The sequence below is a fragment of the Solibacillus sp. CAU 1738 genome (assembly GCF_039888725.1).
GTDB lineage: Bacteria > Bacillota > Bacilli > Bacillales_A > Planococcaceae > Metasolibacillus.
The window spans coordinates 454,736-469,289 of sequence record NZ_JBDQQN010000002.1; the positions used below are offsets into that span (position 1 = coordinate 454,736).

General features: G+C 37.7%; 11 protein-coding genes. 3 read left to right on the top strand and 8 right to left on the bottom strand.

Features of this window, described 5'->3' with window-relative positions:
* Nucleotides 1–37 precede the first annotated feature (37 nt).
* Nucleotides 38–187, top strand: a complete 150-nt coding sequence (locus AAFN87_RS20035; protein ID WP_481886455.1) for a zinc-ribbon domain-containing protein — start codon at nt 38–40, stop codon at nt 185–187.
* Nucleotides 188–412: 225 nt separating this feature from the next.
* Here the strand turns inward: AAFN87_RS20035 and AAFN87_RS07365 are convergent, their stop codons facing one another.
* The 6 genes from AAFN87_RS07365 to AAFN87_RS07390 all read right to left on the bottom strand — a co-directional run bounded on the left by AAFN87_RS07365 (nt 413) and on the right by AAFN87_RS07390 (nt 8,235).
* Nucleotides 413–1,174 (bottom strand): SDR family NAD(P)-dependent oxidoreductase, encoded by a 762-nt coding sequence (locus AAFN87_RS07365; protein ID WP_347790394.1) that lies wholly within the window; start codon nt 1,172–1,174, stop codon nt 413–415.
* Between the two features lie 46 nt (nt 1,175–1,220).
* A complete protein-coding gene (locus AAFN87_RS07370) occupies nt 1,221–2,498 on the bottom strand; it encodes an MFS transporter (RefSeq protein WP_347790395.1) in 1,278 nt (425 codons plus the stop codon).
* A 330-nt stretch (nt 2,499–2,828) separates the two neighbouring features.
* Complete coding sequence (locus tag AAFN87_RS07375) at nt 2,829–4,247, bottom strand: NAD-dependent succinate-semialdehyde dehydrogenase (protein ID WP_347790396.1); 1,419 nt, start codon at nt 4,245–4,247, stop codon at nt 2,829–2,831.
* Nucleotides 4,248–4,350: 103 nt separating this feature from the next.
* The gene (locus AAFN87_RS07380; RefSeq protein ID WP_347790397.1) at nt 4,351–5,991 is read right to left on the bottom strand and encodes a flavin-containing monooxygenase; all 1,641 of its coding nucleotides are present in this window, start codon (nt 5,989–5,991) and stop codon (nt 4,351–4,353) included.
* Between the two features lie 80 nt (nt 5,992–6,071).
* Nucleotides 6,072–6,995 carry an alpha/beta hydrolase gene (locus AAFN87_RS07385; RefSeq protein ID WP_347790398.1) on the bottom strand — a complete coding sequence of 308 codons (924 nt, stop codon included), beginning with the start codon at nt 6,993–6,995 and terminating at the stop codon, nt 6,072–6,074.
* Between the two features lie 28 nt (nt 6,996–7,023).
* Complete coding sequence (locus AAFN87_RS07390) at nt 7,024–8,235, bottom strand: iron-containing alcohol dehydrogenase (protein WP_347790399.1); 1,212 nt, start codon at nt 8,233–8,235, stop codon at nt 7,024–7,026.
* 290 nt (nt 8,236–8,525) lie between these two features.
* On the opposite strand from AAFN87_RS07390, the gene AAFN87_RS07395 reads away from it, so the two are divergent.
* Nucleotides 8,526–9,209 carry a LuxR C-terminal-related transcriptional regulator gene (locus AAFN87_RS07395; RefSeq protein ID WP_347790400.1) on the top strand — a complete coding sequence of 228 codons (684 nt, stop codon included), beginning with the start codon at nt 8,526–8,528 and terminating at the stop codon, nt 9,207–9,209.
* A 781-nt stretch (nt 9,210–9,990) separates the two neighbouring features.
* Here the strand turns inward: AAFN87_RS07395 and brnQ are convergent.
* Both brnQ and AAFN87_RS07405 read right to left on the bottom strand, forming a co-directional pair.
* Complete coding sequence (gene brnQ, locus AAFN87_RS07400) at nt 9,991–11,346, bottom strand: branched-chain amino acid transport system II carrier protein (RefSeq protein ID WP_347790401.1); 1,356 nt, start codon at nt 11,344–11,346, stop codon at nt 9,991–9,993.
* A 137-nt stretch (nt 11,347–11,483) separates the two neighbouring features.
* Nucleotides 11,484–12,674 carry an MFS transporter gene (locus AAFN87_RS07405; RefSeq protein ID WP_347790402.1) on the bottom strand — a complete coding sequence of 397 codons (1,191 nt, stop codon included), beginning with the start codon at nt 12,672–12,674 and terminating at the stop codon, nt 11,484–11,486.
* 90 nt (nt 12,675–12,764) lie between these two features.
* Between AAFN87_RS07405 and AAFN87_RS07410 the strand changes: the two genes are divergently transcribed.
* A complete protein-coding gene (locus AAFN87_RS07410) occupies nt 12,765–14,426 on the top strand; it encodes an ABC transporter substrate-binding protein (RefSeq protein ID WP_347790403.1) in 1,662 nt (553 codons plus the stop codon).
* The last annotated feature ends 128 nt before the right edge of the window (nt 14,427–14,554 follow it).

Genomic DNA, 14,554 nt, shown 5'->3' on the forward strand with positions numbered 1-14,554 from the left:
TGAAACTAAAATTCGTCGTTTAATTGGGCATATCGAATTGATTAAAGAATGGCATCCAAAAGAAAACTTCCCCCACTCCTATTATATTGTTTGGTGGCTCTGTCCTTGTTGCAAACATGAATGGAAAGTAATGATTGTTAAGCACACCAGTAAAAAAATAAACCAGATTATTTTTTTACAATTTTAGAATACACTTGGATCAGCCATGAGGGGTCTCAAGGCACATACCTCTCTAGCAGCAAGCTCTTCACTGTATCGAGCTATATTGTCTCATCGACCCGCAAAATCCCTTAATAATTTGTGTATCGCTTTCTAAGCGTTTATTAGTATTTCAGTTGATTCCAAAACAAAGAAGGCCTTTCTATAGAAAGAGCCCCTTAAATCGCTATAATCAATTTTTCCTCACACAATCTTATGCTAGATTACCACCGTCAATAAGATAATGACTTCCTGTAATATAAGTCGCTTTATCTGAAGCTAAAAATAAAACAAGTTCCGCAATTTCATGCGATTGCGCATATCGATTCATAGGTACTTTCGATAATGCTCTTTCTCTCATTTCATTCGCATGCTCTGGTCCTCTGCCTTGTTCAATGGACTGCATCATTCGAGTTTCGACATACCCAGGGCAAATTGCGTTTACGCGTATCCCCATTCCTGCTGATTCTAAGGCAGCTGTTTTAGTTAAACCAAGCACAGCATGTTTAGAAGCCGAGTAAGGAGCTAAACCTAGAGAGCCTTTTAACCCAGTAATGGATGAAGTATTAATAATACTTCCAAATTTTTGTTCCATCATAGTAGCCATCACATGTTTTAAACCAAAAAAGACACCCTTGATATTAACATTCAATACTTTTTCTAAATCCTCAGCAGTCGTTTCAATAATGGAAGCAACCTTTCCTTCTATTCCTGCATTATTAAAGAAGATATCAATTTTTCCGTATTTTTCCTTCGTTTGCTGCACAAAATTTTTCACTTGCTCTTCAATTGTCACATCAGCCGTTTGTAACAAATAATCCTCTAGCTCTAATTCCTTAACTAGTGATTCTAATGCTTGGCCATCTACATCAACTAACGACAGTTTCGCTCCTTGTTTGGCAAATAAACGAGCAGTTTCCTTGCCAATACCACCAGCTGCCCCTGTGATTAATACTACTTTCCCTTCAAAATCCATTTTTCTTCCCCCTTATTAACTTCTGCATGTGTAAAATCTATATTCCTTAAGAGTTTGACACGGCTTTTTCCATATTAACTAATTTAGCCTTTTTCTTTTTTCCTTCCGGATGAACAAGGGCCATAAATAGTACTGCAACAATCACCATAATGCCAGCAATCATTAAAAACGAATACTTGAACCCTTGAACCGAATTTTCAACACCAACGTTTTGAATGATAAATCCAACGGCCATTGCGCATAAAGCTGCTGCAATATTCGAAAAAGCGACAATCACTCCAGATAGAGTCGATGTACGTTCAGGAAGTTGACTGCCAATAATGATATGAGATGTTGAAAGTATTAGGAAACTAAACCCATATGCCAATGTAATTCCCAAGATAGCCCACACAACCGAATTCGTAAAATAGAGTGAACCAAAAACCAAGCCTGCAATTAGCATACCTATTCCTGTTACCTTTACACGTCCCTCACGTAAGCTTTGTGTTTTTTTAAATACGCGATCAGAGATAGTTGCCATCGATAGCGACACGATCATTGAAGTCAACCCGACTGTCAATGTGGCATACGCCATTCCCATTTGCGATATTTTAGTCACTTCTAAAAAGTATAAAGGCATCCAAATCTGCATCCAACTCGATAAACAAAAGAACCCGAACGTCATAAATAACGTAAATATGCTAGTTCGCGACAACAAAACTGGGTATAATTCCGACCAAGGAACTTTCCTTTTTGGAGCAGAATCGTCCTTCACTTCAAGCTCTTCAAGTTCTGGCGTTTTATTAGGAATTACCACAATCCATATAACTAACAAAACTAAACTAAATAGTCCCATAATAGCAAACGAGTGTCTCCAACCTACTAATTGGAGTAGTAGTACTACCAAGGGAGCAACAGCATATGCTCCAACCGTTGAACCAAGCGTGAAAATAGTAGTCACCCTTGCTCGCATCGCTGGGGGGAAATAAGCAAATAATTGTCTCAAGGATGCTGGAGCATACCCACCTTCAGCAAATCCAAGAAATACACGATACAATAAAAGCGTTGCAAAACCACCGATTACATAGCCCCCAAACTGTAGAAATGACCATGCTAAAAGCATAAAGGCTATAATTTTTTTAGGTGAAATTTTATCAGTAATAAATCCTATGAAAACCGCAGCTACAGGAAAGATCCAGAAAAAGCTACTGCCAATAAGTCCCCATTGTGCATAACTCAAATTCAATTCTTCCATTAAAGGACCAACAGCAAGTCCCATAACACTCTTGTCTGCAAAGTTAATTAAAAAGCCAAAAAATAAAATAATTAGAACAACCCACCGCATAAACATTCCACCCCTTATTTATGGATATTAAAATTACGTCTATTAAATCTCGTTTCCCATTTTTATAACGAAATGCAAAATACGAGACATGAGCTGTAAATAGGTGACATACAGAAACTTACAATCAATTACACATTGGTATAATTGCGTCCAGATGTTGGAACGAGCTTGAATCCAAAAGAAGGAAGGATTAAACAACATCCTTCCTAAAAAGACGAGACACCCGCTGAACAGTAAAAGCAAATCTTTTGGCACGATGAAGGAAAATAAACAAGTTTAATAGTACCTGATACTATTTCAAAATGATTTGTTTAGTGTAATAGTCTTCTATTAAATCTGTACAGAAATCATTTTTATGTCTAAATAGTCATCCATTCCATACTTTCCACCTTCACGCCCCATACCACTCTCTTTCACACCACCAAATGGCACTTGAACAGCAAAAGGAATCGCATCATTTACTCCGACCATACCGTATTCTAATTGTTCAGAAACACGGTACTTGCGTGAAAGATCTTTTGTATAGAAGTAAGAGGCAAGTCCATATTCAATAGCATTTGCTCTTTCAATCACTTCTTCTTCACTTTGGAACTTAATTAGTGGAATGACTGGTCCAAAAGTTTCCTCCCTAGTAATTAACATCTCATCCGTAACATCCGCTAAAACAGTAGGAGGATAAAAATAGCCATTAGAGTAGTCTTCGCCTGTCAACCTTTTCCCACCGTTAAGTACACAAGCGCCTAAGAGAACGGCATCATCCACTTGTTCTTGTACTTTGTCGATTGCCTCTGCATAAATTAATGGGCCCATTCCATTTTGTTCATCTAATCCATTTCCTACTTTGATGGTTTGAACTTTTTCTTTCAGCTTCTCAGCAAATTCTTCATATATATTTTCTTGCACATAGATTCGGTTTGGACAAATACATTGTTGTCCATTTGAGCCAAATTTACTTATTATTAAGCCGTTAACAGCTAAGTCGATATCAGCATCATCAAAAACGATAAATGGAGCATGTCCACCTAATTCCATTGACACACGTTTAACAGTTTTTGCAGATTGTTCGATGAGGATTTTTCCAACTTCTGTTGAACCCGTAAAGGAAACCTTTTTTACAACACTGCTGTTCATAATCGTGTTAACAATAGGGCCTGATTGTCCAATAAGAAGGTTAACCACACCTTTAGGTAGACCTACTTCATCAATAATTTTAAACAATGCAATGGAAGACAACGGAGCTTCCCTTGAAGGTCTTAAAAGCACTGTACAGCCTGTCGCTAAAGCCGGTCCCAACTTCCTTGCGGCCATAGATAGCGGGAAATTCCAAGGAGTAATAGCTGCCACAACGCCAATAGGTTGTCGAATCGCTGTTATACGTTTATTAGCGATTGATGGTGGAATGACATCTCCATAAACTCTGCGCGCTTCTTCTGCAAACCATTGAAAGAAAGCAATCGTTGAATTCACTTCTTGCCTAGCGTGATGAATAGTCTTACCCATTTCTTTTGTGATAATTTGGGCTATCTCTTCCTTTTTCTCCCCTAATTTATCCGCAATTTTCCGTAAATACAAACTACGCTGCTCTGCAGTCAGTGCTGACCACTCCGGAAATGCATCCTTTGCGGCTTGAATAGCAGCTTCCGTCTCTTCCTCACCGACAAAATAAACCGTATCTACTATTTCCCCTGTAGCCGGGTTTTTAACTTCAAATGCCTTATCTGTTTTGAACCATTCTCCATTGATATACATCTTTCTACACTCCCTTTGCGATATTTAACTACCGGAAAACCCGAACTAACAATCGTTGGATTTTCCGGAATAATATAAATTATTAGGACTCAAGTACAGTCTTTTAAGAAATCGTCTCATAAGAGCGCAAAGGTGTTAACGTAAATCCTTCGTAACCTTTAGCTGTTACTTCATCACATATTTTACGGTAGTTCCCAACTCCACCTGTATAAATAGGGAATCCACGTGGCTTATCATCTATATTTGCACCCGTATACCAAGACTCAACCTTTGTCAGAAGTGAAGATTGAGCTAATTCTAAGCAATGTTTACTCCATTTTTCTTCCGCTTCTACATTCGCCTCAATCGTTTCCAATTTGTTCTCACGTAGATATTCGATACAATCACCAATCCATTCCACATGCTGCTCAATTGATACAGGCACATTTGATAACACTGAAGGACTTTCAGGACCAGTTATCATAAACATGTTTGGGAAACCAGCATTGGCAAGACCAAGGTATGTTCTCGTTTGTGTTCCATCAGCCCACTTCTCTTTAAGTGACACGCCTTCTTTTCCACGAATATCAATCTTAAACAATGGCCCTGTCATCGCATCGTAACCTGTAGCAAAAACAATAACATCCAACTCGTATTCTGCTTCCGAAGTTTTTATCCCTTTAGGAGTAATCTCTACAATTGGCGTCGTCTTTACATCAACTAAAGTAACGTTATCACGGTTAAACGTCTCATAATAATTAGTGTCAATTACAGGGCGTTTTGCAGAGTAGAAGTAGCTTGGTTTTAATTTCTTAGCTACATCAGGATTTTTAACAACGTTATCGATTTTAGAACGAATAAATTCACTAGCCGTTTTATTGGCTTCTTCGTTTACCATTAGGTCTTTGTAAGTTTGACTAAATCCTAATCCGCCTCTATCCCAAATCTTTTGATATTGCTGCTCACGTTCTTCTGGTGTATCGTCCAATGCCGATCTATTATTCACTGTCGTATGAAGATAACCCATTGAAGACCAACGAATTTGTTGTCTAATCTCTTCGTAATTTTCTTTTGTTTGACGAATAAATTCTGCGTCATATGGTTGGTTTCTTGCAGGAGTGCTATACGCCGGCGTTCTCTGGAAAACATTGAGATGACCTGCTTCTTCCGCAATGACAGGGATAGATTGGACACCACTTGAACCTGTACCAATCAAACCTACGCGTTTATTACTGAAGTCCACCTTTTCATGTGGCCAACGTCCAGTGTGGTAAGCCTCTCCTTCAAAACTATTTAACCCCTTAAAATTAGGTATATTTGATGCAGATAGGCAGCCTACCCCAGTGATGAAATATGTGGCAGTTAAGTTAGTACCATCATCTAGTGTTATATCCCATTTTTTACTAATTTCATTGTAATGAGCAGATGTAACGCGTGTATTGAACTGAATATCTCGACGTAGGTCGAGCTTATCTGCCGCAAAATTAAGGTATTTTAATATTTCTTCCTGAGCCGGGAACCTAGTTGTCCAAGTCCATTCCTGAAGAAGCTCATCAGAAAACGTATAATTATAAATGATACTTTCTGAGTCGCATCGCGCTCCCGGATAACGATTCGCGTACCATACACCACCAACATCTGCCGCCGCTTCGAAAGTACGGACAGAAAATCCAGCTTCACGTAAGCGATACAGCATATACATACCCGAGAATCCTGCTCCGATAACGACTGCATCTAAATTATTGATTTGATTTGTATTTGCCATTTTTATTCCTCCCTATATTCACAATTTCGTTGTATTTAACAATGTATCGATTAATTTTCTATCGTAATTTATAGTCTTATTTATTCGTAAAAGGATTTGTGCAAATAACGAGCTACTTGCCCAATCGCCTGCTTGCCTTTGTCCATAATTCCCGCCATCCAGAAAAATCCGTGAATCATACCTTCGTAGCAAGTAGATTCCACTTGAATACCCGCTTCATGCAACCGATTCGCATAAGCTAATCCTTCATCTCGAAGTGGATCATACCCTGCTGTAATGACTAGTGCTGGTGGAAGATTGCTAAGATTTTCTGTTAGTAACGGTGCAGCATAAGGGTTCAACTTGTCTGCTTCAGTATTGATATAGTGCCCGGCAAACCATTCCATGCTATCCTGAGTGAGGAAATATCCTTCTCCATTTTCCTTGTACGATGTCGTACTAAAAGATAGATCTGTTACCGGATAGATCAAAATTTGGGACACGAAAGTTGGTCCTTGCTCATCTCTTGCCTTTATTGCGACACATGTAGCCAAGTTCCCACCGGCACTGTCACCACCTATAGAAATTCTCGTTGAATCTCCGTTCCATTCACCTGCATGATCAGCTACCCATAATGCTGCTTCATAACAATCTTCAAGAGGAATAGGGAATTTAAATTCAGGAGCTCTACGATAATCAACAGACACTACTATACACTCCGCCTGATTCGCAATGCTACGACATGGTGCATCGACTGTATCAAGATCCCCTAATACCCATCCCCCTCCATGAAGATAGATAAATATAGGGAAAATCCCTTCTCCTACAGGGGTATATATCCTCACCTTGATTTCGCCATCTTTTACAGGAACCCAGTACTCTTCTACCTTCGCAACTGACTCTGGTGGCCCCGCCAATTTTTGTAGCGCCACCCCATTGGCACGGTTTTCTTCAGGTGTCATAGCAGAAGTTGGTTTTCTTTCTCCTAACATCTGCAGGAAGTCCTTTGCTTGAGTATCTAACATGATTGGATTGATACCTCCTTCGAATAGGTTAAGGGTTTACTTTGCTTGGAATAAATCCGGCAACTTCCTCAGTCACTTTGGTAATAATACCGGCAGGAATCATAAACTTGCCTGCTGCAGAATCACTTTGCACTTCCTCCACAATGTATTGTAGAATATCAGAATCTAGATTAAATTCAGCAAATGTATCTGGTAGCCCAACTTGTTGTCGCAAATTACGGATGAATTCTATAACCTTCGTCAAACATTCCTGAGAATCAGACGACAGATTTTCAATTCCCAACGCTCTAGCAAATCGCTCAATTTTCGGTAAATATAAATCAGGTAGGGCATCCATTACGTTCGGTAGGAGTACCGCATTGGCCAGACCATGTGGAATTCTAAACTTAGCACCAAATACATGCGCCATATTATGCACCGGAACTCCATTGTTCCCAAATCCAAAAGCCGTTATTGCCATTGCACTCGCCATTAACATATTGCCTCTAGCTTCTACGTTAGATCCTTCCTTAACTACAATTGGTAAATTCTCTGCAATCAACTGGGCAGAATATAACGCATAAGAATCAGTGAATGGAGTAGCTGTTGTAGAAAAATAACCTTCTATCGCATGCGTCAAAGCATCCATTCCTGTAAATGCTGTGATCTTCGGAGGTAGCCCCACCGTCAATTCAGGATCCAAAATCGCCATGTCTGCATTGAGATACGGAGTCCTTAGAACTACTTTTACACCTAGTTTTTCATTATAAATAACAGCCATTGGCGATACTTCTGCACCCGTTCCTGCCGTCGTAGGAATTGCCACATGTGGAATGTCCATCGGTTGAGCCTCTGGAGGAAATTCTCGAATGCTGGTATGAAGCACTTCCTCCGTATCTTCAAATCCTTTATGTAACATCCATTTGATACCTTTTACAGCATCTAGCACACTTCCGCCTCCTAGGGCAACTAGCGCGTCTGCTTGAAGTTCTTTAGCAACCCGAACGGCTTTCGTAATATTCTCTGCCTTAGCATCCTGTTCAATTTCATCAAAGACACCAACAAGCTCTACATTTTCCTGTGAATTTTCAAATAAATCGATAATTTGGGCAGCAACACCCGCTTGAACAATCCCTTTATCCGTAATCAGGAAGACCCGCTTTCCGCCTAACCCCTGGATTATTTCAGGTAGCAAACTTCTCGCCCCAGCCCCACTAGATATGGATGTTCTTAAATGAAATTCTGCAAAAAAATTACTCATTTCCGTCACCTGCTTTCTCATATTAAGAGTCATTCAAATATAAATGACTTTTATCCTTACAGTTATTCTTTCAAGTGTAATAGTTTACAACTATAATAATAATTTTAATTTTCCGATTAATATATCCCCTAAAATTAAGGGGGATTTTTGTTAATAAACTACTTTTTCTTCTCGAATAACCAAAAAATTCGTTATTAAGAGGGTTCTTATTCAGCCATTCACAACATTTGTAATAATATCTATTTTTGATATAATGTGAATATTCAAGCCGTAAGTAAAGGGGGATATTCATGCATGAAGCAGCTATAATAAAGCAAATTCAATCTATTTCATCAGTTCCTTCTCATTATGAAAAGCAAATCCTTGCCGTTCGCGGATTTATGGATCTTTTTAACTTTTCTCGTGTAAGTCTCTATTTCTATTCGACACTAAGCAAAGTCGGTGAAGGTATATTATGTATAGATCAACAAGGGGTATCTTCCTTGCAGGAGTGGAGAGAAGATGTTCGAAACATGCCTCCCATCTATTCAGCCATTAAGGAAAGAAAGCCCAAGCATATCGATACACAATCAATTCACCAACTACCAATAAAGTTTACTAATGGCGTTACAACTGAACTTCTAGTAGTTCCCATTAGCTATAGCTCACACGTAGTCGGCTATGCCTGCATGGGGAGTACAGATTCCTTTACCGTTGAGGATAGCCTTCTTCACTCTTTAGGTATGTATGGGCAACAATTAGGGCAAATATTTGGAGAAGACGATTCCCCTGGAAGAGACAAAAAAATTAGCAAGCGAGAAATAGACGTATTACAGAGAATGTCTTGGGGTGAAAGTACGAAGATAATGGCTGTATCCCTTGGCATTAGCGAATTTACTGTCCAGGATTATGTACAATCGGCCATTCGAAAACTTGAGGTATTCAATCGAGTGCAAGGAGTAGCCGAGGCTTTGCGTAGAGGTATAATCCAATAACAACACCAAATACCACAGTCACCTGAAAATATCTAACTAGCAACTGTCTGTTGTCATTTTAAATTATTAGTCTAAGCATAATTTTTGAGTGAATGCTATTTTACTTCCTTCTAAAAGGCAATTGGAACACTATAAACACTATTCGCATAGTGCTTTAGTGGGAAAATAAGTATTCCTTAATAGAAAAAAGACCTTTCATCAATTTTATAGATTGATGAAAGGCCTTGATATATGAGTAGTATTGTGGAGCTTATGTCCAACTCAATACTTGCAAGGTAAGTAAATAATCCAATTCTATTAACATAACCCTAATTACTTTTCTTTTTTATTTCGCACAACCACACTAATCATTATGTAGATGAAACCTAATAAAAGAAAAATCAAGCCACCTATAATGAGTAATCCAATCAATTTCAAAACTATGTTCCTCCTTCCTAAACGTAAAGCTGAACTTTATCTTTTAGGTATTTCATTTAATATAGTAATGAAATTTAATATCCCATTTTTATATGTCTATTTAAAATAACCTTCTATTCTATCTTATTCAACTAAAAGGGTCCGTTAGTGCAATAAAAGAGTGTAGTAAATTCCATTCCTCAGCGGTTAGTTTTTCTTCAGTGCCGTAGCGTGCATGTCCTTTTTTTTCTATTTTTTCGTGACGGACTCCATATATGGTTTTTCACTCTTAAAGTTATGGTTTCCATATAAATCACAGGAAAATACAAAAAGGCAATTGGAATTATCTCATTCCAATTGCCTTTTGTCTATACTCCTGCTTGAGTTAGACAGATTCGTTTGATGTTCCCCTCACCTTTGACCATAGCAATCCAAGGAGTGAACCGACAACTGCCGGTAAAATCCATCCTAAGCCAATGTCATAAAACGGTAAGACGGATTTATAAAATTCTGCAATTGCTTCGAATACACGAAGCTGTGCAGCAGGTAGATTGTTAACTAGTGCAACATAGCCATCAATTAAGCTAACGAAAAATGTAAAGAACATTGCTAGTGCATATACGCTTTGACTGATTTTAAAAACCGAAGAACAAAGCGCTAATAATATTAATACAATTGCCAGTGGATACAAGAACATGAGAACTGGCACGGCAAATTGAATAATATTTGTTAATCCAAAGTTTGCGATAATGAAAGATACGGTACAAAGAATGAAAACAAATGATTTATAGCCGATTTTCGGGAATACTTCATGGAAAAATTCACTACATGAAGTAATTAATCCAATACTAGTTTTTAAACAAGCAAGAACGATAATAATAGCAAGTAAAATCACGCCGAATGATCCGAAATAATGCTGCGCCACTGCAGCAAAAATTAGGCCTCCATTTTCAAACGTACCTATCGCTCCAATACTCGATGCACCCATATACGTAATCAAACCATAAATAAGCATCATTAACGCCATTGCGAAAATCCCTGATTTCCAGGTTGCTTTCGCGATATCCTTTTTATCCGTAATCCCTTGACGTTTAATTGCATTGATGACAACAATCCCGAACGCAAGTGATGCTAAGGCATCCATCGTATTATAGCCTTCTTTGAAACCAGTCATGAATGCATCGTTAATGTATGCACCAGATGGCTGTTGAAAGCTTCCCATTGGTAAAAGAATGCTCGTGATAATTAAAATGAATAAGAAAATTAAAAAGGCTGGTGTTAAATACTTGCCGATATAATCCATAATTTTTGCGGGATTTAATGAAAAGTAATAAACAATTAAAAAGAACACTAAACTAAAGCCTGCAAGAAACATTGTCGTTTGCTCAGGTTGTATATAAGGTTCAAATCCTACCACAAAGGGTACTGTCGCTGTTCGTGGAATCGCAAAAAAAGGACCAATTGTTAAATATAAAGCTAATGAAAATATGACCCCAAATAGCGGGTGCACACGACTTGCTAAATCACGTAAACCGTTACTTCCTGAAAGGCCAATCGCTAAAATTCCCATAAAGGGTAAACCAATCGCTGTAACTAAAAAACCTATTAAAGCTGGCCAAAAGTTAGTACCCGACAGTTGACCAAGCTGAATGGGAAAGATTAAGTTCCCCGCACCAAAAAACATGCCAAATAACATTGTTCCTATGATTGCATAAGTAGAAAAAGATATTTTTGTTTGCATAGATGAATTCTCCTAAGATGTGTATAACAACAGCAAATTAAAATTTTGCAATTATTTGATATTAAATGAATGTTTCTATACTAACAGCCACCCCTGCAAAGCACAACCACTTTTTAATAAACATTTAATTTTTGCGTTTATTTCACATTATAAAAACGTTGTTTCGATAAAACAATATACATACAAAAAACGATTACGGCAGAAATAATAAAAATATATGGAATTGGTAATGCTTCCGCCCAAATACCACCGATGAATAACCCAGCAGGTAACGCAAGCTTCATAAACATAGAAGAAGTTCCTGCTACTCGACCGAGTAAATGATTCGGTGTAGACTCTTGGCGAATTGCCAAATAAATGATGTTAACGATGATCGTTATACAAGTTCTACATGCTAGCAAGAGACCGAGCTGCCACCATGTCGTTGCAAAGAAAAATAATACGAGCACGACACCATCAATTAAATACATCACCGTATATATTTTTCCGCGCGTCCATTTTTTGCGTAATGGATGAATCAACTTAGCCCCTAGTAGACCTCCCAGTGCTGAGATGGAATACATTAAACCAAGTTGTTCCTTCGTTTCACCAAGTACATCAATGACATAAAACACTTGCACCCCAATAATTAAACTCGTCGCTAAATTAACGAATAATATAGATAAAGTTGGATATAAAAGCATTTTGTTCCCAAAAAGCTCGACAAAACCTTCTTTCATATCCGCAACAATGGACTGTTCCTTTTCTCTTATCGGTGTTTCTGTTTTATCAAGAAACAATACACTAATCCAAATAAAGAACAATGACGCGACGTATACAATAAATAAATAGTCATAAGCAAAAAACACGAGCAACATTCCTGCAAATGAAGGACCAATTATCGAAAATAACGTATTCACAAATGAAAATTTTGCTTGAATTTCAGTCATGAGCGATTTATCGAATAACTGCGGGATAATGGCATGCTGTGCGTTACTGAATGTATAGCTAACAGTCGCCATTAAAAACCCTAATATGTACATATGCCAAAGCTCCACTGCATCTAACAATATAACTACTACTAAAATAGTAGACAAAAGTACTTTTAAGAGCCCTGAATACTTCAGCATGACATTTCGGTTCATGCGGTCTACTAGCACCCCCGCAAGCATGCCAAGTAACACATTTGGCAAGAAATCCATAATACGCATAGTACTCATAGCGAGTGCTGATTTCGTTAAATCATAAATGAATAACGGCAAAATAAAATTATATATTTGATAACCGAGCGTTGAGGCAATTGTGCCAAAATAAAGCAGTAAAAAGTTTTTATTCCGATATAAATTCATATGAACACCTCCTACAATAGTGTAGAATTTAAAAAAGGGAACAAAAAGTGTTGCTAAAAATATTTCAGTTCACCTTTTAGGAGGCCTGTCATGATTACATATTTATTGAGTTTATATAACCATTTTGAAATAGGTAAACAATCCGAAACGTCAATAGATGAGCTTGCGGAAATATGGCATTGTTCAACCCGTTATGCGAAAACGATTGTAAAAAAATGTAATGAAAATAACTGGATTGATTGGGCCACCCAACAAGGCAGAGGAAAAAAACCGTCCATTTTTCTTCGATTATCGAAATTGGAAGCCATTTATGTAGCTTTCGATGATTATTGGCAAAGTAACCGTTTTAACGAGGCTTATGAAATGCTACATCATTACAAATTACTTTCACATCCACAAGTTGAACAATGGTTAAATGATCGTTACGGATTCTCAAATAACAATACCCTTGATAGTTTCCGATACCCTTACTGGAATGTAGCGTTAAATGTAGATCCTATTTATGGATTATCGCGGCACGACATGCATTTTTATAATCAAGTTCACGAGCCCCTCTTTACGTACTGTGAAAAAACAAAGGAAGCAAAGCCGAATCTAGTATATGGATATCATTCACATGATGCAAAGCAATGGTCTTTTACTCTAAGGAAAGATGTCTTTTTCCACGACGGTACAAAATTAACAAGCACTGATGTTGTTGCGTCATTAAAACGAGCAAAACATCTAATAAATATGGTAGAAATTTCGTCTATTAGTGCAACAAGTCTTTATCATCTAGAAATAAAATTATCCGAAGAGAATACACTATTTCCGAGATTTTTGAGCACTTATAAATTATCGATTGTACCTGCCAAATGGATAGAAGCCGGTGCACAAGGGATGCCAATCGGTTGTGGTCCATTTTATGTAAAAGAGATGAATGAATCATTAATGCGTTTAACTACTTTTCCAAAGTATTTTAAAGAACGCCCTTGGATTGATGAAGTAGAAGTCATACATACACCAGAAGAATTTAAATTTGGCGTATCTCCTAAACCATATGCAGAATATATTTCACAACAAAAGATCACTTATCAAGAGCAAGGTGCTGATTTCATTTTACTCAATGCCACAAATGGTTCGTTACAAGATGTGAATTTTCGACAAGCATTATTTGAGGCAATTGATCCATTAAGCTACTGTTTATTTGAGCAAGGTGAAACGGTTGCACATAGCTTTATGACTTCAAAGAAACGTGAGCATTTAGTTCGTAATTCATTAAATGACTATCACTTCCCACACTTACGTATTGGTATTCAACAAATTCGTCCAGGAGCTAATCATTTACGAGAAGCAAAAATATTAAGCGATTTTTTAACAGCGAACAATATTCCTCATAGCTCAGAACTTGCCCCTATTCGTTCCGATGCTCGTTATGTTGCAGATCATTACGATCTATTCGTCGGGGGAATTGCAATTGGGCAAGATCATATCCTCGCTCTTTTACATGCATACGAATCGAATCAGTTCGCATTAAAAGCCTTTATGGAGGATGAACAAGTCAAAAGCTTATTGAAACAAGCGAAACTAACGTGGAATGATGAAGAAGCTTTAGGGTGGTTAAATGAAGTAGAAGATCTAATGGTAGATGCATTTGTCTTAAAATTTTTATCACATCGACAGCACCATTTCTATATTCGCGATGATAGCCCATTTGCTGGAATAGGTTTTGATGATCATGGAAAAATCGATTATCGAAAAATATATAGATAAATGATTTTTTACATAAAATGGTTGATCGGTTCATCAGAGGCAGCACCTATAGTTTTAGTTTTAGTCATTATCGAATTCCTTCCAATACACATCCAAAATGTATTATGCTAAAAGAAAGAGGTGAAGTA

What these genes read in the sequence shown, in the direction of transcription:
- AAFN87_RS07395 (WP_347790400.1), top strand. Translation starts at nt 8,526, where the DNA reads ATGCATGAAGCAGCTATAATAAAGCAAATTCAATCTATTTCATCAGTT.
- AAFN87_RS07410 (WP_347790403.1), top strand. Translation starts at nt 12,765, where the DNA reads ATGATTACATATTTATTGAGTTTATATAACCATTTTGAAATAGGTAAA.
- AAFN87_RS07375 (WP_347790396.1), bottom strand. Translation starts at nt 4,247, where the DNA reads ATGTATATCAATGGAGAATGGTTCAAAACAGATAAGGCATTTGAAGTT.
- AAFN87_RS07365 (WP_347790394.1), bottom strand. Translation starts at nt 1,174, where the DNA reads ATGGATTTTGAAGGGAAAGTAGTATTAATCACAGGGGCAGCTGGTGGT.
- AAFN87_RS07405 (WP_347790402.1), bottom strand. Translation starts at nt 12,674, where the DNA reads ATGAATTTATATCGGAATAAAAACTTTTTACTGCTTTATTTTGGCACA.
- AAFN87_RS07380 (WP_347790397.1), bottom strand. Translation starts at nt 5,991, where the DNA reads ATGGCAAATACAAATCAAATCAATAATTTAGATGCAGTCGTTATCGGA.
- brnQ (WP_347790401.1), bottom strand. Translation starts at nt 11,346, where the DNA reads ATGCAAACAAAAATATCTTTTTCTACTTATGCAATCATAGGAACAATG.
- AAFN87_RS07370 (WP_347790395.1), bottom strand. Translation starts at nt 2,498, where the DNA reads ATGCGGTGGGTTGTTCTAATTATTTTATTTTTTGGCTTTTTAATTAAC.
- AAFN87_RS07390 (WP_347790399.1), bottom strand. Translation starts at nt 8,235, where the DNA reads ATGAGTAATTTTTTTGCAGAATTTCATTTAAGAACATCCATATCTAGT.
- AAFN87_RS07385 (WP_347790398.1), bottom strand. Translation starts at nt 6,995, where the DNA reads ATGTTAGATACTCAAGCAAAGGACTTCCTGCAGATGTTAGGAGAAAGA.